At 43.6% G+C, this 24,480-nt stretch carries 25 protein-coding genes and 1 riboswitch; of the genes, 8 read left to right on the top strand and 17 right to left on the bottom strand.

Features of this window, described 5'->3' with window-relative positions:
- Window positions 1-13: 13 nt before the first annotated feature.
- A complete protein-coding gene (gene thiC / locus VJY63_RS10510; protein ID WP_324050654.1) occupies window positions 14-1,915 on the bottom strand; it encodes a phosphomethylpyrimidine synthase ThiC in 1,902 nt (633 codons plus the stop codon).
- A gap of 105 nt (window positions 1,916-2,020) precedes the next feature.
- Window positions 2,021-2,127: riboswitch (TPP riboswitch) on the bottom strand.
- A 130-nt stretch (window positions 2,128-2,257) separates the two neighbouring features.
- Between thiC and VJY63_RS10505 the strand changes: the two genes are divergently transcribed.
- Window positions 2,258-2,788, top strand: a complete 531-nt coding sequence (locus tag VJY63_RS10505; protein WP_324050652.1) for a hypothetical protein — start codon at window positions 2,258-2,260, stop codon at window positions 2,786-2,788.
- Here the strand turns inward: VJY63_RS10505 and VJY63_RS10500 are convergent.
- Window positions 2,772-3,902 carry a PatB family C-S lyase gene (locus tag VJY63_RS10500; RefSeq protein WP_324050650.1) on the bottom strand — a complete coding sequence of 377 codons (1,131 nt, stop codon included), beginning with the start codon at window positions 3,900-3,902 and terminating at the stop codon, window positions 2,772-2,774. The genes VJY63_RS10505 and VJY63_RS10500 overlap by 17 nt on opposite strands.
- Before the next feature lie 17 nt (window positions 3,903-3,919).
- Window positions 3,920-5,548: a methyl-accepting chemotaxis protein gene (locus VJY63_RS10495; RefSeq protein ID WP_324050648.1), complete on the bottom strand. Its 1,629-nt coding sequence runs from the start codon at window positions 5,546-5,548 to the stop codon at window positions 3,920-3,922.
- 141 nt (window positions 5,549-5,689) lie between these two features.
- On the opposite strand from VJY63_RS10495, the gene VJY63_RS10490 reads away from it, so the two are divergent.
- A complete protein-coding gene (locus VJY63_RS10490; RefSeq protein ID WP_324050646.1) occupies window positions 5,690-6,085 on the top strand; it encodes a thioesterase family protein in 396 nt (131 codons plus the stop codon).
- A gap of 35 nt (window positions 6,086-6,120) precedes the next feature.
- On the opposite strand, the gene VJY63_RS10485 is transcribed toward VJY63_RS10490, so the two are convergent.
- The 12 genes from VJY63_RS10485 to VJY63_RS10430 all read right to left on the bottom strand — a co-directional run bounded on the left by VJY63_RS10485 (window position 6,121) and on the right by VJY63_RS10430 (window position 17,890).
- A complete protein-coding gene (locus VJY63_RS10485) occupies window positions 6,121-6,609 on the bottom strand; it encodes a hypothetical protein (RefSeq protein ID WP_324050644.1) in 489 nt (162 codons plus the stop codon).
- 66 nt (window positions 6,610-6,675) lie between these two features.
- Complete coding sequence (locus VJY63_RS10480; RefSeq protein ID WP_324050642.1) at window positions 6,676-8,835, bottom strand: tRNA(Met) cytidine acetyltransferase TmcA; 2,160 nt, start codon at window positions 8,833-8,835, stop codon at window positions 6,676-6,678.
- A 118-nt stretch (window positions 8,836-8,953) separates the two neighbouring features.
- Complete coding sequence (locus VJY63_RS10475; RefSeq protein ID WP_324050640.1) at window positions 8,954-9,727, bottom strand: 3-hydroxybutyrate dehydrogenase; 774 nt, start codon at window positions 9,725-9,727, stop codon at window positions 8,954-8,956.
- A gap of 30 nt (window positions 9,728-9,757) precedes the next feature.
- Entirely contained in the window at window positions 9,758-11,098 is a 1,341-nt protein-coding gene (locus VJY63_RS10470; protein WP_324050638.1) for a TRAP transporter large permease subunit, read from the bottom strand.
- Window positions 11,088-11,699 (bottom strand): TRAP transporter small permease subunit, encoded by a 612-nt coding sequence (locus tag VJY63_RS10465; protein WP_324050636.1) that lies wholly within the window; start codon window positions 11,697-11,699, stop codon window positions 11,088-11,090. The genes VJY63_RS10470 and VJY63_RS10465 overlap by 11 nt, the downstream gene beginning before the upstream one ends.
- Window positions 11,699-12,217, bottom strand: coding sequence for a hypothetical protein (locus VJY63_RS10460; RefSeq protein WP_324050634.1), 519 nt, complete (start codon window positions 12,215-12,217; stop codon window positions 11,699-11,701). The genes VJY63_RS10465 and VJY63_RS10460 overlap by 1 nt, the downstream gene beginning before the upstream one ends.
- Before the next feature lie 35 nt (window positions 12,218-12,252).
- On the bottom strand, window positions 12,253-12,519 hold the full coding sequence (locus VJY63_RS10455; protein ID WP_324050632.1) for a hypothetical protein: 267 nt from the start codon (window positions 12,517-12,519) through the stop codon (window positions 12,253-12,255).
- A 274-nt stretch (window positions 12,520-12,793) separates the two neighbouring features.
- Window positions 12,794-14,431, bottom strand: coding sequence for a methyl-accepting chemotaxis protein (locus VJY63_RS10450; RefSeq protein ID WP_324050631.1), 1,638 nt, complete (start codon window positions 14,429-14,431; stop codon window positions 12,794-12,796).
- A 72-nt stretch (window positions 14,432-14,503) separates the two neighbouring features.
- Window positions 14,504-15,241, bottom strand: a complete 738-nt coding sequence (locus tag VJY63_RS10445; protein ID WP_324050629.1) for a sigma 54-interacting transcriptional regulator — start codon at window positions 15,239-15,241, stop codon at window positions 14,504-14,506.
- Window positions 15,216-15,554 (bottom strand): PAS domain-containing protein, encoded by a 339-nt coding sequence (locus VJY63_RS10440; RefSeq protein ID WP_324050627.1) that lies wholly within the window; start codon window positions 15,552-15,554, stop codon window positions 15,216-15,218. The genes VJY63_RS10445 and VJY63_RS10440 overlap by 26 nt, the downstream gene beginning before the upstream one ends.
- Window positions 15,555-15,565: 11 nt before the next feature.
- Window positions 15,566-16,483: an LpxL/LpxP family Kdo(2)-lipid IV(A) lauroyl/palmitoleoyl acyltransferase gene (gene lpxL, locus VJY63_RS10435; protein ID WP_324050625.1), complete on the bottom strand. Its 918-nt coding sequence runs from the start codon at window positions 16,481-16,483 to the stop codon at window positions 15,566-15,568.
- A 99-nt stretch (window positions 16,484-16,582) separates the two neighbouring features.
- Complete coding sequence (locus VJY63_RS10430; RefSeq protein ID WP_324050624.1) at window positions 16,583-17,890, bottom strand: TolC family outer membrane protein; 1,308 nt, start codon at window positions 17,888-17,890, stop codon at window positions 16,583-16,585.
- A 270-nt stretch (window positions 17,891-18,160) separates the two neighbouring features.
- Here VJY63_RS10430 and VJY63_RS10425 point away from each other — a divergent pair, with 270 nt between their 5' ends.
- Complete coding sequence (locus VJY63_RS10425) at window positions 18,161-18,697, top strand: hypothetical protein (protein WP_324050622.1); 537 nt, start codon at window positions 18,161-18,163, stop codon at window positions 18,695-18,697.
- Between the two features lie 68 nt (window positions 18,698-18,765).
- On the opposite strand, the gene VJY63_RS10420 is transcribed toward VJY63_RS10425, so the two are convergent.
- Together VJY63_RS10420 and cysK are read right to left on the bottom strand one after the other, a co-directional pair.
- On the bottom strand, window positions 18,766-19,737 hold the full coding sequence (locus tag VJY63_RS10420) for a polyprenyl synthetase family protein (protein WP_324050621.1): 972 nt from the start codon (window positions 19,735-19,737) through the stop codon (window positions 18,766-18,768).
- Window positions 19,738-19,836: 99 nt separating this feature from the next.
- Window positions 19,837-20,805 (bottom strand): cysteine synthase A, encoded by a 969-nt coding sequence (gene cysK / locus VJY63_RS10415; protein ID WP_324050619.1) that lies wholly within the window; start codon window positions 20,803-20,805, stop codon window positions 19,837-19,839.
- Window positions 20,806-21,078: 273 nt separating this feature from the next.
- Here cysK and rplU point away from each other — a divergent pair, with 273 nt between their 5' ends.
- The 5 genes from rplU (at window position 21,079) to VJY63_RS10390 (ending at window position 24,399) form a co-directional block, all read left to right on the top strand.
- On the top strand, window positions 21,079-21,390 hold the full coding sequence (gene rplU / locus VJY63_RS10410) for a 50S ribosomal protein L21 (protein WP_324050616.1): 312 nt from the start codon (window positions 21,079-21,081) through the stop codon (window positions 21,388-21,390).
- Window positions 21,391-21,423: 33 nt separating this feature from the next.
- Window positions 21,424-21,681 carry a 50S ribosomal protein L27 gene (rpmA, locus tag VJY63_RS10405; RefSeq protein WP_324050614.1) on the top strand — a complete coding sequence of 86 codons (258 nt, stop codon included), beginning with the start codon at window positions 21,424-21,426 and terminating at the stop codon, window positions 21,679-21,681.
- A 146-nt stretch (window positions 21,682-21,827) separates the two neighbouring features.
- Window positions 21,828-23,027 (top strand): Obg family GTPase CgtA, encoded by a 1,200-nt coding sequence (gene cgtA, locus VJY63_RS10400; RefSeq protein ID WP_324050612.1) that lies wholly within the window; start codon window positions 21,828-21,830, stop codon window positions 23,025-23,027.
- Between the two features lie 17 nt (window positions 23,028-23,044).
- On the top strand, window positions 23,045-24,172 hold the full coding sequence (gene proB, locus VJY63_RS10395) for a glutamate 5-kinase (protein WP_414674850.1): 1,128 nt from the start codon (window positions 23,045-23,047) through the stop codon (window positions 24,170-24,172).
- Window positions 24,169-24,399: a VF530 family protein gene (locus VJY63_RS10390; RefSeq protein ID WP_324050608.1), complete on the top strand. Its 231-nt coding sequence runs from the start codon at window positions 24,169-24,171 to the stop codon at window positions 24,397-24,399. Before proB ends, VJY63_RS10390 begins: the two co-directional genes overlap by 4 nt.
- The last annotated feature ends 81 nt before the right edge of the window (window positions 24,400-24,480 follow it).

The following is a 24,480-nucleotide window of genomic DNA, read 5'->3' as shown; positions in this document are numbered from 1 at the left end:
TCGACTCCTACCTTTAAGCCTTGTGGTAAATCTTCGCTCCCGTGGCTAAGAACTCTTTGGATTTTTCAATCATGCCTTCTTGTGCTTGGGCGTTAATGGCTGCGACTTGCTTTTCATCTAAATCACGCACTTCTTGGCTTATTTTCATGGAGCAGAATTTAGGGCCGCACATGGAGCAGAAGTGAGCAACTTTGGCTGAGTCTTTAGGTAGCGTTTCATCATGAAAACTACGTGCTGTGTCTGGGTCTAAACCTAGGTTAAATTGGTCTTCCCAACGGAATTCAAACCTTGCTTTAGAAAGGGCGTTATCACGACGCTGTGCCGCTGGGTGGCCTTTGGCTAAATCCGCTGCATGGGCAGCTATTTTGTAGGTGATAATGCCGGTTTTTACATCGTCTTTATTCGGCAAGCCTAAGTGTTCTTTGGGTGTTACATAACAAAGCATGGCACAACCGTACCAGCCAATTATCGCCGCACCGATGCCGGAAGTAATGTGGTCGTAACCCGGTGCAATGTCGGTAGTTAAAGGGCCAAGCGTGTAGAAAGGCGCTTCATCACAGCATTCTAATTGCTTGTCCATATTCTCTTTAATCAGGTGCATAGGCACATGCCCTGGGCCTTCAATCATCACCTGCACATCGTATTTCCAAGCCACTTTAGTTAGCTCGCCCAAGGTTTCTAGTTCGCTAAATTGGGCTTCATCGTTGGCATCAGCAATCGAGCCAGGGCGCAAACCATCGCCCAAAGAAAGTGCAATATCGTATTGGGTACAGATTTCACAAATTTCTTCAAAATGTGTGTAAAGAAAACTTTCTTTATGATGCGCTAAACACCATTTCGCCATTATCGAACCGCCACGGGACACGATTCCGGTTAAGCGTTTTGCGGTCAGGGGCACATAGCGCAGCAACACGCCTGAGTGAATGGTGAAATAATCCACACCCTGTTCGGCTTGCTCAATGAGCGTGTCACGGAAGATTTCCCAAGTGAGGTCTTCGGCCACGCCATTTACTTTTTCTAGCGCTTGGTAAATAGGTACGGTGCCAACGGGTACGGGAGAGTTACGAATAATCCACTCACGGGTTTCATGAATATGCTTACCGGTGGATAAATCCATAATGGTGTCGGAACCCCAACGAATGCCCCAAGTCATTTTGGCCACTTCTTCTTCAATGGAAGAACCCAAGGCTGAGTTACCGATATTGCCGTTAATTTTTACCAGAAAGTTACGCCCAATAATCATTGGTTCAGTTTCTGGGTGGTTAATGTTGCAAGGAATAATTGCCCGACCCCGTGCCACTTCTTCACGTACAAATTCTGCGGTGATTACTTGTGGAATGGCTGCACCAAAAGACTGTCCTGGGTGTTGATGACCTAGCAAGGCTTCGACAGCTTCAGTACCTAACTCATGGCGCTGCTGGTTTTCACGCAGGGCAATAAATTCCATTTCTGGGGTAATCATGCCTTGGCGTGCATAGTGCAGCTGGGTAACATTTTTACCCGCTTTGGCGCGGCGTGGCTGGCGTTTCAGGTTAAACCTTAAAGCTTCTAAAGTAGGGTCTTGGCTACGGCGCTTACCAAAATCACTGGTTGGTGCGTCAAGCAATTCAGTATCTTGGCGCTCTTCTATCCATTGCGCTCTTAAAGAGGCTAAACCTTGGCGAATATCTATCTTGGCTTCTGGGTCGGTGTAAGGGCCGGAGGTGTCGTAAACCAAAATATCAGGATTTTTTTCTTCGCCTGAATCAGTGGCAGTGATTGCTTGGCTAATGGAACGAAAAGGCACACGAATATCAGGGCGTGAGCCTTCTAAATAAATTTTACGAGAATTAGGTAAAGGTTGGACGCTGGCCGAATCGACTTGGGCAGTTTCTTTTAAATGCTGACGGGTGAAGTTGGTTTTGGGTTGATTCATTGTATGCTCCCACGTTATTTTAAGTGCGGGAACCGGACGGGCGGACAGGACGAGCAATTACTGCTTTTACTTTTCAGTAAATTACGTTTAAGTAAACAACAGAAAAAGTGCAAATATCTCGATTCCTACGCCGGTACTAACCGGTTCAGGTTCAACGGGTGTTATCTCAGCCCTTATGCAGTTTAAGCATTCAAGCACCCCGTCAAGATGTTGGGTATAGTCTAACAAGCCAAAGCAAGGTAATAAAGCAGCAGTTTTTTAATTTTCTTCTAAAGTTTTCTAATCTGAAGCCGAAATAGTTGAGACAGTCGTATTTATATCTAAAAGGTAGTAGATGCCACCATGCGTATTGAAAACGCTTATACAAAATCACTCGAAGTTCAAGAATCTCTGAACACCTCGCTAAATTCAGCGCAGGGTGCTCAATTTTCCTTGGTACTAAGTTTGATGATGGCACCTGTTTACTCACCCGACTTACATCACCTCTACAATAATCTACCCACGCAAAGTTACGCACCGCAAAGTATTTACCCCAGCCATATTCCTACTGCTTTTGACCCACCTGGATTAACTGATTACATCAATCGTCCACCTGCACATCACAACATTGTGCTAGTAGAGGATACTTACAGCCGTAGTTTAGCGCGGAATATTCAAAGTGATATGGGGCAAGCTTTAGTGCAAGGCAATTCTGGCTACTTTAGTTGGTTACGTGCTTTAACTGAAGAATACCCACGCCTGCAATTTATTACTACGCTTAAAGCGGCCGGTGCGCCTGCACCTAGCCAAGTGGCTGCTGCTTATGCTGAACAAGCTAAACCAGACACAGCAACCCTTATCAAAGAATTAAACTCCATCAGCGTTGCTGTTTAATAACGGCCGCCATGCGCTGCAAAGCTTGCTTTAGCTGTTCTGCTGTACAGCCAAAATTTAACCGCACATGAGAAGCTTGCCCATAAGCCTCACCTGCTGAAAGTGCCACACCACCGCTTAAAAAAATCGCAACCGGATCAGCCATCTGCAAAGCCGACACGTCTAACCAAGCCACAAAAGTTGCTTGTGGGCGCTGATAACCAATTTGCGGAAAGTCTTTTAACCAGTGTTCTAACAAATCCAAATTAGCATTTAAGTGAACTTTAAGCGCGTTTAACCAAGGCTCTCCTTTTTTCCAAGCGGCTTGCGCGGCAACCAAACCTAAATAATTCATATCCGGCATTAAGCCGCGGATAGCCTTGCGATAACTGGCACGCAGTTCTTGGTTAGGAATCACTGCCACAGCGCAAGACAACCCCGCGATGTTAAAGGTTTTGCTAGGGGCCATTAGTGTAACGGAACGCGCTGCTGCTGCGGAGCTAACACTGGCAAAAGGCACATGGCGTAAATGAGGTTCAAGCAGCAAATCACTCCAAATCTCATCCGCGATGACTAACAAGTCTTTTTCTTCGGCTAACTTGGCTAACGCTTCTAATTCAGCACGGCTATAAACCTTGCCCAGTGGATTTTGTGGATTGCATAAAACCACCGCTGCTGTTTCTGGTTGCAAAAAAGCCGCAAAATGCTGTTGCGTCACTGGCTCGTTAACCAACACATCAACGCTTGGGCGCTGGCGCAAATGACCCACAACACGAATGGGTGGGTAAACGGGCGATTGTACTAACACGCCTTGTTCAGCGCTTAACCAAGCTTCAATGGCCAGATTAAAACCTGGCACAACACCGGGAATCCACACCAACCAATCTTCTTCTACTGGCCAAGCGTACTGGCTAGCACACCAATCAATAAAAGCTTGGTTCAACGCAACAGGCACTTCGCCATAGCCAAATACACCCTGCTCAACGGCTTGCTGCAACGCTTTTTGCACGGCTGGTGGCGACCTTAAATCCATATCCGCTACCCACATAGGAATAACGTCCTGCTGCTCATAACGCTGCCATTTTAAACTGGCCGTGTTTTTTCGTTGTACTGGTGTTACAAAATCAAAATTCATGGTTATACCTTACTAAATCACACTTTAAACTGTGCAACCTGTTGTTTTAAATGTGCAGACAAACCAGCCAAATCATTGCTTGAAACCCTAGTTTGTTCGGTTGCTGATGCATTTTCTTCGGTTAATTGCACTAGATGTACAATATTATGGTTAATCTCTTCGGCAACTGCGGCTTGTTGTTCTGCTGCTGAAGCAATTTGATGATTCATATCTCGAATGTGTTCAACAGCACTGGCAATGGCACTCAGTGAACCCTTGGTGCTTTCTACCGCTACGACGGTTTGCTGCGTTTCTTTGATACTTGCCGCCATAACACTAACCGCTTGATCTGCCCTAGCTTGCAGCTGTGCTACCATTGTATTAATTTCTTCGGTACTTTCACGGGTTCGACTGGCTAAAGAGCGCACTTCATCAGCCACCACCGCAAAACCACGCCCTGCTTCACCGGCACGCGCCGCTTCAATCGCGGCATTAAGCGCCAGTAAGTTAGTTTGCTCAGAAACACTACGAATCACATCCAGCACCGTACCAATGTTAGAAGAATCATCACTTAACTGATTAATGACCTCCGTTGACTGGTGTACTTGATGCGCTAAACGGGCAATCGCTGCTGTCGCTAATTCAACATTATTGCGGCCTTCAACTGTCGACTTGTCGGTAGTGGTTGCAGCCGCAGAAGCATCACTGGCATTACGCGCCACGTCTAAAAAGCTGGCACTCATTTCATTCATGGCCGTTGCAATGTGATCGGTTTCTTGCGCTTGGCGAGCTTGGTTTTGAAACGCTTGCTCAGACGTTGCCGACATTTGCCCTGCAGCGGAGGCAACAGAATCCACTGAATGTTTAACTTCAGAGACTAACCCCTGAATCTTGTTAGTAAAAGCATTAAAGTGCAACGCTAGCGCAGTCACTTCATCGCGGCCTTTTTCGCTAAGGCGCACGGTTAAGTCGCCATCACCGCTACCAATTTCACGCATCGCATTCACCGTTGCATCTAACGGACGCGTAATTGAATTAGTAATCAACCAACCCATCAGCATTAGCAGCAATAACACCACAAAAGAAATTGCGCCCAGCGTTTTTAAGCTAGCCATAAACAAGGCATCAATGTCATCCACATAAACACCCGTGCCTATTAACCAATCCCACTCAGCGTTGTAGCGAACATAGGTGATTTTTGGTTGGGGTAATTCACTACCGGGGCGATTCCAGTAGTAAGGCATATAAGATTCACCCGTTGCTAAAGCTTCAGCATTTAAAAGGCTAAAAAACTGTTTACCGTTAACGTCTTTTAATTCACTTAGGTTTGCACCGCGTAATTTCGGACTAGGGTGCGCTAGCATATTCATTTTAGAATCATGTACCCAAACATAGTCATTATATTGACCATAAGTCATGGCACTCACCCTTTCTAACAAAGCCGCCCTTGCTTGCGTTTCTGTCAACTCACCCAATGTTACCCTTTTTTGATAATCAATCATTACACCTTCGGCAACATCAACCAAATGGCTGATTTCTTGCAATTTCATGCGTTCCATTTCGTTATACTGCTGTTTCACTGCAACCAACAACATCAGCAACATACCAATGACTGCAAGCAGGTTGATTATCCAAATACGGTGCTCAATTCTTATTTTTCGGAGCATAGCAGCCTCTTAAACTCAGCAATAAAATATTTATAATTTTAAAAAACAGCTTTACGTTTACGTCAAGAGTAACTCTAATAGGTTTTAGTTTTGTTAGTATTTTGTTACTTAACACCCAAATACCCTTATGGAGATCAAGTAATGTTCACCCTTAAATTTGAACCCAGCTTTACGGATACCGATGCTTTAGGACACATCAACAACACTCGCCTGCCCGTTTGGTTTGAACGCGCACGCAATGATTTATTTCGTTTATTCACCCCCGACTTAGACCCTAAAAAATGGCGTTTAATTTTAGCCAGTATTAAAGTCGATTTTTTAGGCGAGCTTTTTTATGGTGAAAACATTGAGATTCGCACCTATTTAAACCGCATTGGTAATAGCTCGTTTGTGGTGATTCAAGAAGCTTGGCAAAACGGTAAGATGGGTTCGCGCGGTGAAGCAATTTTAGTTCACTATAGCTTTGAAAACAAAGTGTCCATGCCGATTGAAGGCGAGCTGCGCGACGCATTAACAGCCCACCTAATTACAGAATAGAACGAATGAACAATAGTTAGCCAAGGACGGCTAGCTTAGAAATGAAACATAATACCTAGATGCGGGCGAAATATAACTTCACCACGCTCATTGGTATTTAGATTATTAGGGCCATAAAGCGCAGACACAGCACCTGAAATTACAAAATGACGGGTAATGGGTAACTCGTAACCTAAACGCAAATCCACACCCAGCTTAGATTTAGCCGCCTTCTTTTTATCACCATACCAATAGCCTGCACCTAACTGAAAAAAGCTACCGCTTAAATACTTTTCGTTATAGCGCTTAAAGCCCAACTCAAGCACTTCATACCTTTCGCCCGAGGCCAAGCCCATGATTAAAGCTGAACGTCGCCCAACCGAAACTTGCCCTGTCAAGTTAACCTGCCCATCGTCTTGGTTTTTATCCAACTGGCGAGCCAAATCATAGCCAAAACCAATACTTGTCGCTGCTTGAGCTGAGCCAATAACCAATAAAGACAATACTAGCCCTGCAAGCAAGAGAACCCAAAAGCGATTAAACATGAATAACTCCAATTATGGATATAAAAAACTAAAGCAAAGCATCTTAAAATAAAAGCTGCCTGCTGCCTACTCTATTAGTATTTTAAGCTGGCTACGCAACCATTTATCCAGCGCTTTCTTACCCTTCAAACCTAATGCATCTTGTAGTTTTTGCTCAGAAACCTCTTGTAGAAGTAATTGCACCCACGGCGCTAGGTTTATATTTTCTCTTGGTTTAGCCAGCACATTCCACAACCAAGCTTTTAAAGCGGTGCGACTAACCGCTAATGAGCGGTGACCATTAGCAAAGGCGTGTAATTCCAGCTGATTTTGTTCATTTAATAGCCTAGTTTTTAAAGGCAAGTTTTTTAAAGGCAAGGCTTGCAGAATTTGCACCAGTAAATCAGCAGGTAAAGCTTGCAGCCAAAGCGATAAAGCATCGGGCAAGGTTTCAATAAACCTGGCTAATAGCCGCTGCTGCAAGGCTTTTCCGGCCACAGAAATGCCTTGTACAACTTGTAAAGTATGCTCACCACTGGCTTGATCTTTGGTAATGCCTAAACGCACAGGTTGATAGCCTGCGTTAAACCAAAAGGGTAATAATTCCGGCGTTGCACCAAAGCTACTACCAATTAAATCTAACGCCGGCTGCTGCTGGGCTTTTTTTAAAACAAAATTTAATAACTGCTGCCCAACGCCTTGGCGCTGTAACCGTGGGTGAACTAAAATCCGTTGAATGCGCCACCAATTAAGCTCTGCTGCAGTTACTAAACCACCGTGAAAAGCCAGTGACTGAGCCAATAAATGCCCTTGTGGACGGCGTTTACCCATAAAAATGGCTTGGGCTAATTCAGCATCAAAACCACCTTCGTGTTGAATTAACGCTAAACCCACCGGCAAATCCCCCTGCCAAGCACAGGCTAAATGCATATTCGGTGCATCGAGTAATTGGCGAAAATCATCAGGTGTGGTGCGATAATGCGCCAACACCAATAAACCAAATACCTGCTGCAACAGCACCTCATTCGCTGCTAAATCCGCTTGTTTTAACCAACTAAAAGTCAGTGGCTGCTTGTTAATAACAGGGTTAAGAACAGGGTCAATTACCTCAGCATCTAACAGTAATAAACGATTCACCAAAATTTCTAGCGGATCACCCACAGCCCAACGCCACGGCTGTTGCAGATTAAAGGCCAACCAATTAGGCGCGTACTGGTTTAAGTGTTGCGTAAAGCGCAGTGCAAATCCCCGACCGTTGCCTTCATAACCTTGCTGCGTGGTCGCAAATACACAAGTAGGATAAGCCGCTAGCAACGCTTGTAAAACCGGCACAGGCATTGCTGCAGCTTCGTCAACGATTAATAAATCAGCAGGCGGTAAGTTTTGCAATACAGCATCTGGCGCAACAAAGCTCACTTGTGCTTGCTGCTCAGCAGGTAGATCAGCAAAGCGTGCAAAAATAGCGGCAGCAGCTTGGGTGGAAGGAGCTGTTACCAGTATTTTTTTGACAGAAGGCTGCTGAATGAGTTCGCGTAACAACAAGCCCAAGGCGCTACTTTTACCTCGCCCACGATTAGCAGTAAGCACCACTGGCGCCAGCGGTTTAGATTGAAACCAGTTCACCAACTGTTCAACCAAAATCGCCTGTTCTTCACCAGCAACACTTAACGCTGCTGTTGGTAGGTATTGATATTGAGGTAAAGCCCAATCACCCATTTTGCCTTGCGACTGACTGATTTGCGGCGCTTGGCTTTCTATTAACAACCTTTCACAACGCGCTACAAAATAATGCGTTAAATTTTTAGCGTCTAAAGGCCAAGCAGCAAAGCGTTGGTAATCTGGATCAATGGCTTCTGACCAAGCTTCTGGCGTTAATAGCAGCAGCAAACCACCGGCTTGCAAAGTACCCGCCAAAGCCCCTAAAGCATCAGGATGGAATCCACTAAAAGCATCTAAAGCCAAAATCTGTTGTTCACTGCCTAACCAGCCTCGACTTTTAGAAGCAGGCAAAAAAATCATGCCTTCAGGTAAGTCAGGCTGAGTTGAACTACCTACAATCGCTTGCACCCAACACCCTTTTAAAGAAGAGGTTTGTAGCGTTTGTTGGGATTCAATAAGTGATAAAGCTTGTGCTTGGCACCAAGCCTGTTCACCACGCAACCAAATTAGCTGGCGAAAACGGTAGACTCTAAGGGTGTGTAGCAGGTTAACAAAGGTATCTTGATTAAGCATATGACTAGAATTCATTATTTCTTAGCCTGTTACAAGTCTAAATAGACTTGTAACAGGCTAAATAAAAAAAGACCACTGTTCGAGGGAGTGAAAAGTGGTCAAAGGCATTACTCAATAAATCGACTAAATAACATTACTGAGTGGTATAACCACCATCAATAACAACAGCTTGACCCGTAATACCGCGGCCGCGGCCACTAGCTAAAAACAAGCAGTAATCAGCCACTTCTCTTGGCTCTAATAAACGCTTTTGCGGTACCAGTGGGTAGATAACTTCCTCTAATACTTTCTCTAGTGGCACGCCTCGTGTTCTAGCCAAATCATTCAGCTGACCACGCACCATTGCTGTATCAACATAACCTGGGCACAAGGCATTAACCGTGATGCCATATTCAGCGCCTTCTAAAGCGGCAACTTTGGTTAGCCCTATTACGCCATGTTTAGCAGAGTTGTAGCCCGCCTTGCCAGAAAAGCCTACTAAGCCGTTGATGGAGGCAAGATTAATAATTCGACCACCTCTCTGACGCTTCATCACAGGAAAAACCTGCTTAATAATTAAGAAGGGTGCGACCAGCATTATGTCTAAGAGTTTACGAAAGCTGTCGGAAGGAAAGTCTTCTATCGGTGCAACGTGTTGTAGACCTGCATTATTGATTAGCACATCTAAGCCACCAAACTTTTCTACCACTTCATTTACTGCTGTGTTTAGGGCTGCTTCATCGGTTACATCACAAGCCACACCCATACGGTCTGGCCCAGCACCGCCTAGGCGATCTAACGCCTCGGCGAGTGCTTCTTTATCTAAATCAAGAATCGCAACACTGTCACCTTCTTCTAAAAAGGCGCTGGCAATTTCAAAGCCTATTCCTTTCGCAGCACCTGTTATAAGTACTCGTTTACCAGCCATAATACTAATCTCCTACTTATAGAATTATTTTTATAAAAGACCCGGCAGCCAAAGTATAATGGCAGGAAAGGCAATACAAAGTATTAAGCCTGTTACTTGCAATAGTACATAAGGAATAATTGATTTATAAATAGTCGTTATTTTAACCTTACCTTCAGTAACACCTTTTAAATAAAAGAGTGCATAGCCAAAAGGCGGTGTTAGGAAGCTAGTTTGTAAATTAATTGCCATTAAGATACCAAACCACACCAAAGTAGCTTGAGTGGTCATACCAAAATCTAGCAAAGTAATAACAGGTAGCAATAGAGGTAAAACAACATAGCTAATCTCTATCCACTCTAAGAAAAAGCCAAGGACAAAAATCATTAACATAATGGATAGCAGTAAACCGTAAGGGCCTAGGCCAATCGATGAAACGATATCCATAATTAAATAATCGCCACCTAGCCTTTTAAATATCAAGCTATAAGCAGTCGCAGCAATTACAATAAATACAATCATTGCCGTACTTTTTGCTGTGTCGTAGCAAACATCTCTCAAGGTTACATAATCAAGTTTTCTAGCAATAATTGCTAAGAATATAGCACCCAAAGCACCAATGGCTGCGGCTTCGGTTGGTGTTGCAATGCCGCTCATAATAGAACCCAGCACTGCCACCATAAGAAACACAGGGCCAACCAAATCTCTTAATAAAGCCAAAGCTAGGGGTGTGGTATCTGTATCTAAGTCATCAGGATCAGCTAAAGGCATCCATTCAGGTTTAAGCCAGCCCATAAAAAATAAATAACCAATATATAAAGCACCCAACATTAAGCCCGGAATCAAAGCACCTTTAAAAAGGTCCCCTACTGAAACCTGCATAATGGAACCCATTAAAACCAGCATAATGGAGGGTGGAATAAGAATACCCAGCGTGCCAGAAGCAGCTACAACGCCTAGCGCCATTTCTTCTTTATAGTTCTGCTTAAACATAACTGGTAGCGCCAGCATTCCCAACATAACTACTGAAGCACCCACTATGCCGGTACTCGCCGCCATAACCACGCCTAATAAAGCAACAGAGATGGCTAGGCCACCACGTACTTGCCCGAACAATCTTTGTAAAGTTAATAACAGGCGACTTGCCACGCCTGATTTTTCTAGCATTAAGCCCATAAATACAAAAAGAGGAATGGCGATATACAGCCAGTTTTCAACCACCCCGCCAAATATACGTGAGCCCATAATGCCTAAATAAGGCAGTGGTATATCACCTATCAAAGCAAAAATAATGCTTAGGCCACCAAGTACAAAGGCAACAGGATAACCAGTAAAAATACCCAGCAATAAGCAGACCACCATTAAGATGGGCAGCATATATTCAATGAACATGGAAAGGCTCCTTAGTTGCTCGTTTTGGATCTATTACTATAGATAGGCTATAAAAAATTCGGCCTAAAGCATTAAGTGCCATAAAAACGAGCGCTATAGATAAAGCACCCTTAATTATAAAACGATCGGTAAGACCACCAAAATTTGATTGTTCACCTGAATTAAAACTCATCACTACTTGTGGCCAATACAAATAAGCAACCATCAAACAAAAAGGAATTAGAAAAAACACATGCCCAACCAAATCAACAAAATGCTGTGTTCTTGGTGAAAAGCGTTGGTACAACAAATCAACCCGCACATGGGAATTAGTATGGAGGGCATAGGTTGATGAAAAAAGTATTAAAAAACCATATAAGTACCACTGAAGTTCTGTTGCAGAATTAATAGTAAATGCTTTATTAAAAAGAAATATTGAGTTTTCCCAACGCAATAGCTCATTCATTCCCAACAGGTTCATAATAATAGTCGTCATGACAGCGGCTATGACTGCCAGAACAAGCCAGCTAGTCAGTCTTCCTACCCATATCCCAACCCCTATTAAGGGTTGAGATAGGTAGTGAAGAGCCGCCGCCACTTTTAGGTGAGCGGCGTCATTCATTATTTTAGCTCCTGCAAGTCGTACCAACCATCAATCAGCTTGGCGTGTTCCATCAATGACTCATAAGCTTCTTTAAAGCGTGGATTATTAGCCATTTCTTCAACGACCACTTCATCCCATGCGCCTTCTAGTGCTTTTAATGTTTCATCATTAAAGCGTCTAACTTCAAAACCTTCTTTCTTTTCCATACGAGCAATTGCACGCATCTGCTCGGGTGGCGATGCAGTCATCGACCAAGCAAGCGTTGACTGACAAGCCGTTTGGAATTGCTGCTGTTGTCTTTCACTGTACTTATTCCAAACATTTTTATTAATAATGAGCGAGAACCAGCTTGCAGACTGGTGCCAGCCTGGGAAGTAGTAGTATTTAGTGATTTCATTAAAGCCCATCACCTCATCTACCTGAGGCACCGAGAACTCTGCACCATCAATACGTCCACGCTCTAGCGCTAGGTAGATTTCACCACCAGGTACTAGCTGAGTAGAAGCACCAAACTTATTAAGTACACGCGCACCCAAGCCAGAAATACGGAAACGTAAACCATCAAAATCTTTTACTGAATTAATTTCTTTATTGTAGAAACCGCATTAAACACTTCAAAAGCTGGTACTAGATCACCTGGCTCATGCACTCGGAATTTAATCTTGCCATCAGAAGCGACATTAATTTGCTTACCCATGTACTGGGCACCTGCTCCAAGGAAGTTATTGGTTGCGAAGGTACTAGCAACATCAATACTCTTTGGCCCATCAGCCAGTGCGACTGTAGATAAAGCCATAGTTGCAGCAGCTATAGCGGCAACAAGCGGTTTTTTAATCATGATTACGACCCCTGATTATTATGTTTATTCTAGGAATTACTTAACCGCTTAGCTGGCGGCTTAAATATAGCTAAGCAAAAATCAGACCTAAAGACAATATCTACAAACAATTCAACGACTTAACAAAAGAATCTTTAATACGCAACTATCCCTCTAAATAAAAAGCCCATAAATTCCTAAAAACAGGAAACTATGGGCTTAAATTACATTGAATCTATTGTCTACAGCGTTCGGATAACCGGACTCATTCCACTTTTCAGGAAAAAATAGGTAATTATACCTTAAATCGGCCTGTTTGCTGCTGCAACTCTTGGGCATACTCGGCTAGCGCACCACTAATTTTACCTATTTCATCAGAGCGCGCCGCGCCTTCTGCAGCCAAGTCATTAATTTCGGTAATACTGCGGTTTATTTCATCAACTACCTGTGTTTGCTCTTCTGTAGCCGAGGCAACACTTACGTTCATATCAGCAATTTGGCTAATAGAATGCAGAATTGCTTGAAGCTCTGTTTCGGTATCTGCCGACAGCTTTTCAGTCGCTACAACTTCTTTACTGCCTTTTTCCATCACCTCAACAACTTCAGCAACACCAGATTGCAAATTAGCGATCATGGTTTGAATGTTTTCGGTAGATTCTTGAGTACGGCTTGCTAGCGTTCTTACTTCATCAGCAACTACAGCAAAACCACGGCCATGCTCACCTGCTCTAGCTGCTTCTATTGCTGCGTTTAGGGCAAGCAAATTCGTTTGTTCAGCTACACCTCTAATCACATCAAGAACGGTTGTGATGTTTTCAGAGTCTTCTGCTAGCTTTCTTATCGCAGTAACGGCTGTTTCAATTTGCTGGGAAAGACGGCGAACTTGCACTGTAGAGCTATGAATAATCTCTGCACCTCGATTACCATTTTCTTCAGCGCTTTGCGTTAATACCGATGCCTGCGAAGCATTACCAGCCACCTCTTCTATAGCGCTATGCATTTCATTAATGGCAGTCGCCACCATAGAAATGGCATCGACTTGTTGTGTTACGCCACCCTCATTATTTTTTGCTGCCTGAGCCAGTCTTGCAGCTTCATCTTTGAGGCTAATCGTTAAATTTTGCACAGCACCTATCATCTGCTGAAGATTGCCTAATACTGCATTAAAGCTGTTAGACAATTTACCTATATCATCATCATTAGTAACAGGAATACGCTGCCTAAGATCCCCTTCACCCTGTGCAATGTTATCTAACTGATCTCGAATCTGCTTAATAGACTGCACGATCAACTTTAAGAAAATGAAAAACAAGACCGCACTTAAAGCTAGAGTTAAAAGTGTAATAACCAATATAGTAATGGCGCTTGAATAAGCTTCTGCTGAAGCCTCCGTAGCTTGTAAATTAGCCTGTTTATCTGCGTGCTCACTAATTTTATCGTACAAACTTCTTAAACTAGAAAATAAAAGCAGTGTTTCAGATTTATGCAATTTTTGTGCAGCTTCTACACGGCCACTGCTCGCCATCTGCATAACTTTCTGAGCAGAATTAATCCATTGTTCAAAAGCCTGATCAAAACCTTTGACATACTTTTCAACACCTGTTCCTGCAAGGCGCGATGCGGCCTGTTTAAAGCGGTCTTTAGCCTGTTGAGCGTTCTCATTAAAATCATTTAATTCAGATGCACTTTCTTGCTGATATTCGACTGCTTCTACATAATTAACCTGAGCAACCAAAGCTTGGTATAGATCACGATCACCATTAAGAATTTCACTGACTGCTGGCAAATAATTTTCTGCCACCTCATCAACATCTAAAACAAGATTACGAACAGCATTAATACTAAACAACCCAATAAAAACTAAAGCAGCTGCAGTAATTATAAATGGCAGCGCTATTCGGGCACGAAATCCTAAAGTTCCAAGTTTAAACATAGCTAAATCCTTATTTTTTATTAGATAACAATTACAGATTACAATACTTTGCTATTGGGAAAAACATTTAACTCAACCCCTCCCAATGAAAGATTCATTAGTTAACTCGTAACGAGACAACTTGTCATAAATAGTTGTTTTTCCTATACCCAGCATTTTAGCAGCCAGTTGCCGATTACCTTTACAAGTAATTAAAGCTTGTTCAAGTATTTCTTTTTCTGCCACAGCCAGTTGCTCTTTTAACGTTCCTTCCACTAAATCCTTATCTGCAATTACAACCCCTGCTGTTAAAGAAGCTGGTAGCGCCTGCAAAGAAATTTTATAGCCTTGACTAAGGTAAAAAGCAGATTCAATGGCATTTTCCATTTCACGCACATTGCCTGGCCAAGTGTATTCAAGCATACGCGTCAAGGCATCGGCGGTTAATTTTGGTGCTCTGCGCCCTGTTCGAGTAGCTAGCCTATTTAAAAAATGTTCAGCAAACGCTGGAATGTCTTCACGCCTGTCTCTCAGTGGTGGTAAATCAACAGAAACGACGTTAATTCGATAATAAAGGTCTTCTCGAAACTCCCCTGCTTCAACCAGCTTTTCTAGTGGCTGATGGGTAGCTGTTACTAGGCGAGTATCAATTTTAACTAGACGATTAGAACCCACGGCTTCTATTTCACGGTCTTGCAACACACGCAATAACTTAGCCTGCATTGTTAGGGGCATATCACCAATTTCATCAAGAAAAAGCGTACCCTTGTCTGCTAGCTGAAACTTACCTTGTTTACCGCCATGTTTAGCACCAGTAAAGATAGAGCACAAAACCGATTGCGCCTATAACTTTTCCTGCTTGGCGAATGGGATAGCGATTGGTAATCATGTGCCGCCCACGCACTTCTTGTAATTTAGATAATTCTTCTTGACCACTTTTTATAACAAAATGCATACGTGTATTTTCAATTACATCAACAACATAGCATCCATAAGACGCTTCTCGCTTAATACCCAAAAATTGAGCGTAAGGCAAATTAATGAATTGGATCTTAGCAGCAGCATCAACCACTACAATCCATTCATCTAACGCATCTAAGGCTAAGTTCAAGCTAGTGAGATCTCTGTTTAAGTCAATATTCATACTTGTAGAGCTCAGTAGAGTGAAGGTGATTTAGGGTCTGGCCGTGTTTTAAAACGGCGGTGCATCCATAAATATTGTTCAGGGTTAATTCTTATCATTGCTTCAATAACTTTATTCACCTGAGTGGCATCGGCTACATCATCGCCACTGGGGAAGTTTTCTAAAGGTGGTAGGTATTCTAATGTGTAGGTGTAGTTATCTGGATTACGGTGAATACGTAGCGGTAGCACTTGTACTTTTGCCATTCTTGCAATACGAGCGGTCATAACAATGCTAGCTGCCTCAACACCAAAAAAGGGAGCAAAAACACTAACATCACGTCCAAAATCTTGATCGGGTGAATACCAACAAACTTTACCGTTTTTTACTCGACGTACTAGCTTTTTTAAGTCACTGCTAGGTATTTGTTCTTCAAAATATTGGGTACGGCCTCGCTCAATAAAACGATTAAAGACTGCATTTTTATGTGGTTTATAAATAGAGTCTCCTGTAAAAAAAAGACCATGCAAGGCACCACCTAGATCTAATGCTGAAAAATGCACACCTAAAATAATCGCGCCTTTGCCTTCAGCTAGAATTTTATCTAAATGCTCACGCCCTTTAAAAGTAACCCTCTTTTTTAGAAAAGAGATACCTCTTACTAAAGCTGTTGCGGTTTCAAAAATACCTATGCCATTAGCTAAGAAGCATTCTTTAACAAGCTTCTTCTGTTCTTTTGCTGTTTTCTCTGGAAAGCAAAGCTTTATATTTACTTCAGTAATATGCCGACGACGACCTGCAGCATACATGGCTAGATAGCCCAACCCTTTACCAAAAAATATTTTTACAGGCCAAGGTAGGTAGGCAGTAATGGTTAGAAAACCTATAATTAGCCAGGTTCCCCAATAACGAGGGTGCCAAGAATTTTTTGGGTATTTATTTTTTGCCATCAGCTGCCATCCTAAAAATCAAAAGACTAATTCTAACCTACCAGAAAAAAGAAAACCTCGGTGCTAGGCCGAGGTTTTAGTGTTATTAATAATTAGAGATTAATTTTTAGCTTTAACTAGCCAGCCATTAAGCTCTTGCAAATCTTTTACTACTAAGCTGCCTGCGACTCGCTTTAAACGCAACTGGTTTATAATGTAGTTATAACGCGCAGCATCATAATCACGACGCGCACCCCACAAAGCACGTTCAGCATTTAGCACGTCAACAATGTTGCGCGTACCCACTTCATAACCTGTGCGCGTGGCTTCTAACGCACTTTCTGATGACTGAATGGCTAATTCACGCGCCTGAACAGCCAGAACATCAGTACTCACCTGAGTAAAAAGGCTACGTGTTTGTTGCAATACTTGGCGTTTAGCCAATTCTTCGTTAGCGCGTGCTTCTTCTAATGCTGCTGAACCTTCACGAATACTAGCACTGGTCAGACCACCACCGTAAATTTCTACGTTTGCGGTAATCCCAAAAACCGTTCGATCATAACCATCACTGCTTTTAAGCTGATTAGGTAAATCGGAATCATTACTGTATTCAGCAAATAAAGCCATCGTAGGCAAATGTTTGCTGCGTTTAGATTTCAAACCTTCTTCAGCAGCTTTAAGCCCCGCCCTAGCTGCTTTTAAAGCAAGACTAGCGGTTAACGCTTGATCGACCCAAGCCTGACGATTATTAGGTAGTGGTGCAACAACAGGCAAATCAGCATTTAAGGTATCTATCTTTTCGTAACGCTCGCCAGTAATTTGCTCTAAGTTTTCATAGCTAATCATTAATGCTGCTTCTGTACCGATACGTGCTGCACGCGCACCATCGTAAGCAGCACGGGCTTCTAATACGTTAGTAATCGAAATAAGCCCCACATCGTATTGCTCTTGTGCTTGATCTAGCTGGCGCTTAATCGCTTGCTCTTCTGCTTCTGAAGAACGTAAATTATCCTCAGCACGCAATACGTTAAAATAAGCCTCAGAAACCCTTAGCAACAGATTTTGCTCTGCATTTAAATAACCCGCTTCAACCGCAGAAAAAGCTGCTTTTGCGGCACTTTTACCAAACCAAGCTTCACCGTTAAACAGTGCTTGTTGGGCAGATAATGTAACATTGGTGTTACTAACTTTATCCGTCATATTGCTAGCATCAATGTGCGAAAAAGTACCGCTAGCATTGATTTGAGGCAAAAGGTAAGAATCTGCTTGCTTCACTTGGGTACGGGATACTTCTAAACGCGCACGCTCTACCGCTAGCTCGGCATCTTGCTTAACGGCATCTTGATAAACTTCTAATAAACCAGCAGCCTGTAAGCTTGGCGCCAGAAAAAGCGCCAGCGCACTGGCTAAAAGTGTCTTGTGATACATAAGGTTAATATCCTCTTGCGCGTAAAAAAGCGACTATATAACGTTTAATCTATTGGCTAAATACAGCGAGCTTACATCAACTAGACCAGCCAGTCTACTCAAGTAAAATCCAGTATTTACAATATTAGCGCGTATTAATGTATATTTCATCCATTAACATTAAACCTAACAAATAGTCCCTTTTGTAAAACTTATAGCCGTTAGCATAACAATAACCTTGATTGATTTTACAACTTACATTAGCTTTAACATTTTCACAGGAGGTTACGCATGGAACGTCAGTACATGACTCTGGGTTACTACTCAGGCTTTGACAAACTTTTCAAACCCACTTTTGAAGTGATGGATTACTTAAAAATACCCGTCTGGGGTGATACTAAAAGCATTCGTGAGCTAGTCAAAGACAAGGTAATTCGCAGCGAAAATGATTTAGAAGGCTTAGCCAGCCACCTTAAAAGCCAAGATATCTTACATCTAACCGGACACCTCGTTGAGGGCATTATTCTTGACCGTGCCGTGCGTGAAAGAGTTCAAATTGAATTGCCGTTACGCGAAGAAGAAAAACGTTTTGGTATGGCTTGGAGTACCATCAACAAGCTTGACACCACCAATGGACGCTTACGCCGTGATGTAAAATTGCCCATTGGCGTGTTTGAAAAAGACACGCCAGTTATTGAAATATTACGCGGATTAAAGCCAGTTTTCCCTTTATTTAATTTAGACTTAGCGTTAACCGATGGCGTTAACAAAATGCTATTAATGCACCGTGAGAGCTTATTACAAGAACTAAACGCTACACAAGAATAATTCGACTCTGAGTCAATTTCAGTGGTGAGCCTTATCTTTAATTAAAAAAGCAACTGACTGAAATTGAATTAGCTTTTACGTCCTAACGCTACATCGGTCAACAATAACAGCGCCGTTTTATACGCTGAATTTGGAAGCACTTCTAAGCAGGCTTTCGCTTTTTCTGAACAAAGGCGAGCCTGTTCACGGGTGTAATCTAGCGCACCCGTTTTATTAACGATCGCCAAAACTTCATCTAAAGAATCCAATCCACCTTTGCGAATTGCTTGACGAATAAACAAAGCATCGGCTTCGCTGGCTTGTTGCATGGCATAAATCAGTGGCAGGGTTGCTTTGCCTTCGGCTAGGTCATCGCCCACGTTTTTACCCATAGTGGCTGCATCGCCTTCATAATCTAGCAAATCATCAATTAACTGAAACGCCAAACCTAACTGAGCGCCGTATTCACGCATCGCTTCTTGCTGTTCTAAAGTAGCTTCGGCCAGCACCGCAGCAGTTTGCGTTGCGCCTTCAAACAACTTGGCTGTTTTGGCGTAAATCACTTGGCGGTATTGTTCTTCGCTTACCTTGGGGTTACGCACATTGGTTAGCTGCATCACTTCGCCTTCAGCAAGCACACAAGTCACCTTGGCTAGAATTTCCATAATACGCATGGAATTAACCCGCACCATCATTTCAAACGAGCGTGAATAAAGAAAATCACCCACTAAAACGCAGGACTGATTGCTCCACTGGGTATTGGCCGTCGGGCGACCACGACGTAGGCTAGATTCATCCACCACATCATCGTGCAGCAGCGTTGAAGTGTGCATAAATTCAATTAAAGCGGCCAACAACAGGTGTTTGTCGCCTTGATAACCCAGCGCACGGGCAGTCAACAAAGCTAAAAGGGGACGTAAGCGTTTACCGCCGCTGTCGATTATGTGGTGGGCAATTTTTTCTACCAGCGGCACCTGTGAGCGGCACTCTTGGATAATAAGCCGATTAACGGCTTCAAAATCATCAGCAACAACAGCGTGTAAAGAAGAACTGGCAGACATGAATTCACTTCCTAAGCGACATTTAAGGATAGCTCAGCATCCTAGCAGCCGCTCAGGGTGTGTCAAGCAAAGGCAAGATCTAGCCAACGAATAGCAAAATTATTGCACCAACTCTTTTTCAGTAAAGATACCGTCAAACAAAGGTGTCGATAAATAACGTTCACCTGAATCGGGCAAAATAACCACAATCATTTTATCTTTGTTTTCTGGCAAGGCGGCTAAACGCAAAGCAGCCGTTGTTGCAGCACCACAAGAAATACCGGCCAAAATACCTTCTTTATTCATCAGTAAACGAGTCGTAGCAATTGCTTCATCGTTGCTAACCTGTTCAACCTTGTCGACCAAATTCAAATCTAAATTGCCCGGTATAAAACCAGCACCTAAACCCTGAATTTTATGGGGTGCAGGTTTAAGTTCAGTGCCTGCCAATGTTTGACTAATCACGGGTGAGTCGCTTGGCTCGACCGCAACGCTGGTAATCGCCTTGCCTTGGGTGTTTTTAATATAGCGAGAAATGCCGGTAATGGTGCCACCTGTACCCACGCCAGAAACCAAAATATCAATTGCGCCGTCGGTATCTTGCCAAATTTCAGGGCCGGTGGTTTGTTCATGAATAGCGGGGTTAGCGGGGTTTTCAAACTGCTGCAACATAATGTAGGTATCAGGGTTGGCATCGACCAATGCTTGCGCTTTGGCGATAGCGCCTTTCATGCCCTTGGCTGGTTCAGTTAATTCTATTTCTGCACCCAAAGCTTTAACTAGCTTGCGACGCTCTAATGACATGGACGAAGGCATGGTAAGAATTAAACGATAACCCTTAGCCGCTGCAACAAAAGCCAAAGCAATGCCGGTATTACCACTGGTAGGCTCAACCATTGTCACGCCAGGTTTTAGCAAACCACTGGCTTCGGCAGCATTAATCATGCTGGCACCAATGCGGCATTTCACCGAACCGGCTGGATTGCGTGATTCCAGTTTTGCATAAACATTACCAGCCGGCCAAAGGCGCGACAGGCGTACTAAAGGTGTGTTGCCAACCGTTTGAGCGTTATTATCAAATAATTTCATTGCACCCTTTCCTTAATGAAATAAATAGAATTTACATCTAGTCATTCTAGTGTAACTAAATAAAATATTCTGTCTTAGCTAAACTTGCTATAAGAATATAAAAAGCCAGTAGCACGCTAACATTCATCTTGCTTGTTATAACCGACTGCTTTAAAATCACGCGTCCTTTCGTCTGGACGGCTCCCTGCACGAGGGTTACCAAAGTGTTTCCCTTCATCAACAGGTATTAGCAGCCTTTCTGATCCAGAAGAAGTTAAGCAAGTGGAGAGCAGTATGTACGCAGTTATTAAATCGGGTGGTAAACAGTACCGCGTTAAAGAAGGTCAAACGCTTAAACTAGAAAAGCTAGAAATAGCGACTGGTGAAACGATTAATTTTGACGAAGTTTTATTGACTTCTGATGGCGAAAAAATCAGCGTTGGCGCACCTTTTGTTGCTGGCGCAAAAGTAACCGCTGAAGTGATTGACCACGGTCGTCGTGACAAGGTTACGATTATCAAGTTCCGTCGTCGTAAGCACCACATGAAGCGTCAAGGTCACCGTCAGTGGTACACTGAAATTAAGATTACTGGCATTTCTGGTTAATTTTCTTTCACCAAGAATTTGAGGTAAAGCATCATGGCAACGAAAAAAGCGGGTGGTAGTACTCGTAACGGTCGCGATTCCGAAAGCAAACGCCTTGGCGTTAAGCTGTTTGGCGGCCAAGCAGTTCAAGGCGGTAATATCATCATTCGTCAGCGCGGCACTAAGTTTCACGCTGGCGTAAATGTAGGTATGGGCAAAGATCACACTTTATTTGCCAAAGCCGAAGGCGTTCTTAAATTTGAAGTAAAAGGCCCTAAAAGCCGTCGCTATGTAAGCGTAGTGCCTGCTTAATTTGCTTCAAGCAAGTAATAAGCCGTAAGTAAAATTAAACTTGGTACAATTAAACTTAGTACAATTAAACTTATAGCTAAAACAAGGCTCTACCAACCGGTGGAGCCTTTTTATATGGGGCCCTCTGACCCCAGAGGTGATACCAGATGCAATTTTTAGATGAAGCAAGAATTACCGTAATCGCTGGTAAAGGCGGTAATGGCTGTATGAGTTTTCGCCGTGAAAAATACGTGCCTAGGGGCGGCCCCGACGGTGGCGATGGCGGTCATGCAGGCAGTGTTTACCTTATTGGCGATGACAGCCTAAATACCCTTATCGACTTCCGCTTTCAAAAACACTACCGTGCCCAAAGTGGCGAATCAGGTCGTGGCGGTCAGTGTGCAGGTAAAGCAGGCGAAGACCTTTACGTTAAGGTTCCTGTTGGCACTAGTATTGTTGATGAAGACACCTTAGAAGTGATTGGCGACATTACTGAAAATGGACAACTATTATTAGTCGCGCAGGGCGGCCATCGTGGACTAGGCAACATTCATTTTAAGTCTTCCACTAACCGTGCGCCCCGCCAAACCACCAAAGGTACCGAAGGCGAAGAACGCAACCTAAACCTAGAAATGAAGGTAATGGCAGACGTTGGCTTGCTTGGTTTGCCTAATGCGGGTAAATCAACGCTCATTCGCTCTGTTTCTGCTGCTAAACCTAAAGTCGCTGATTACCCTTTCACTACGCTAGTGCCTAATTTGGGCGTTGTAAAAGTCGGCTTTCACCAGCATTTTGTAATGGCAGACATCCCCGGTTTAATTGAGGGTGCTTCAGAAGGCACAGGTTTAGGCTTTAAGTTTTTACGTCATTTAACGCGCTGCCGTTTACTGCTGCACGTGGTTGATATTGAGCCTGTTGACCAATCAGACCCCGTTGAATCGGTGCGTGTTATTGCTAAAGAATTAGCTAGCTACAGTGAAACCCTAGCCGAACGCCCACGTTGGTTAGTGCTTAATAAGCTCGACTTAATGCTAGATGAAGATGCTGACGCTGCTTGTGAAAAAATTATTAGTGAACTGAACTGGCAAGGCCCAGTGTTTCGCATTAGTGCCATTAGCAACCAAGGCACAGAGCGTTTAAGTCAGGCCATTATGACCTGGCTATTAGAGCAACGGGCTTTAGAAGCTGAAAACCCTGATGCTGCCGAAGCTGAACAGCAAATACGCAGCCGTATGGAAAATGAAGCCGTTGCGCGTGTTGAAGCTTGGTTAAACCGCCGTCATAAGCGTAAAGAAGCGGAAGCAGAAGACGACGATGATGACTACGACGACGATGACTACGACGTTGCTTTTGAGTATGTGCAATAGCTCTAGGTATGATAACCATGCAAAATGAACGCCAATCGCTCACTAAAAGCCGCCGTGTGTTGGTAAAAATCGGTAGTGCTTTATTAACTAACGACGGCCAAGGGCTGGATGTTGCGGCTATTGAAGGCTGGGTCGCGCAAATGGCCAAGCTTAAAGCACAAGGCCGCGAACTGGTTTTAGTCACCTCCGGTTCGGTTGCTGAAGGCATGGTGCGCCTTGGTTGGAAACAACGTCCCAAAAGTGTTCACGAACTACAAGCAGCCGCAGCAGTTGGACAAATGGGATTAATTCAAACATGGGAAACCGCTTTTAAAAAGCATGGCATTAACAGCGCTCAAATTTTATTAACCCATGATGATTTGTCTAACCGTAAACGCTATTTGAATGCACGTAGCGCCCTGCGTACTTTGCTTGATTTAGGTGTTGTACCCATCATTAATGAAAACGATACCGTTGCCACGGACGAAATACGTTTTGGTGATAACGACACGTTAGGTGCTTTGGTGACTAATTTGTTGGAAGTTGACACGCTGGTGCTGTTAACCGACCAACTGGGTTTATTTGATGCCGATCCGCGTGACAAGCCTGAAGCCAATTTAATCCACGAAGGTCGTGCTCAAGACCCAGAGTTATTAGCCGTTGCCGGTGATGGCGGTGCGCTAGGGCGTGGCGGTATGTTTACCAAAGTGCGTGCGGCGCGTTTAGCGGCGCGTTCAGGTGCCAAAACGGTTATTTTAGGCGGGCGTACCGAGCAAGCATTAATTCGTCTGTTTGACGGAGAAACGCTGGGTACACTGCTGCTGCCAGATGACGAACCCATTACGGCGCGTAAGCGTTGGTTGGCGGGGCATCTGCAAGAAAAGGGTGTGCTGGTACTGGATGCCGGTGCAACAAAAGCGGTGCAAGAGCAGGGTAAAAGCCTCTTGCCAGTCGGTGTTAAAGAAGTGCGTGGGCGATTTAATCGTGGCGAATTAGTCGCTTGTGTAGATGAAAATGAGCAACGCCTCGCCAAGGGTTTAATCAACTACTCTTCTAGCGAAGCACGCTTATTAGCCGGACAAGCCAGCAGCCAAATTGAACGTATTTTGGGTTATATCGAGTCGGCTGAATTAATTCACCGCGATAATTTAGTGGTTATTAAATGACTAATGAGCAATCTAACGAACAACCCAACAATCCGTTGCATGGCATTACCTTAGAGCAACTAGTTACCCAATTACAGCAACATTATGGTTGGGATGGCTTGGCAAAACGTATCAATATTAATTGTTTTAAAAGTGAGCCTTCGGTTAAATCGACTTTAAAGTTTTTGCGCCGTACCCCTTGGGCAAGAACGCAAGTAGAAAACCTTTACATGAATTCTCGTTTTTAACCGTTTTTCTAAGCACCTACTTTTAACCACTACCTTTACCGGCTAGCGGTGTGGTAGAATTCTCTTCCCTTATTTTTAGGG

Source organism: Marinospirillum sp., assembly GCF_035271045.1.
GTDB lineage: Bacteria > Pseudomonadota > Gammaproteobacteria > Pseudomonadales > Halomonadaceae > Marinospirillum.
This window is presented reverse-complemented; position numbering and strand designations above follow the sequence as displayed.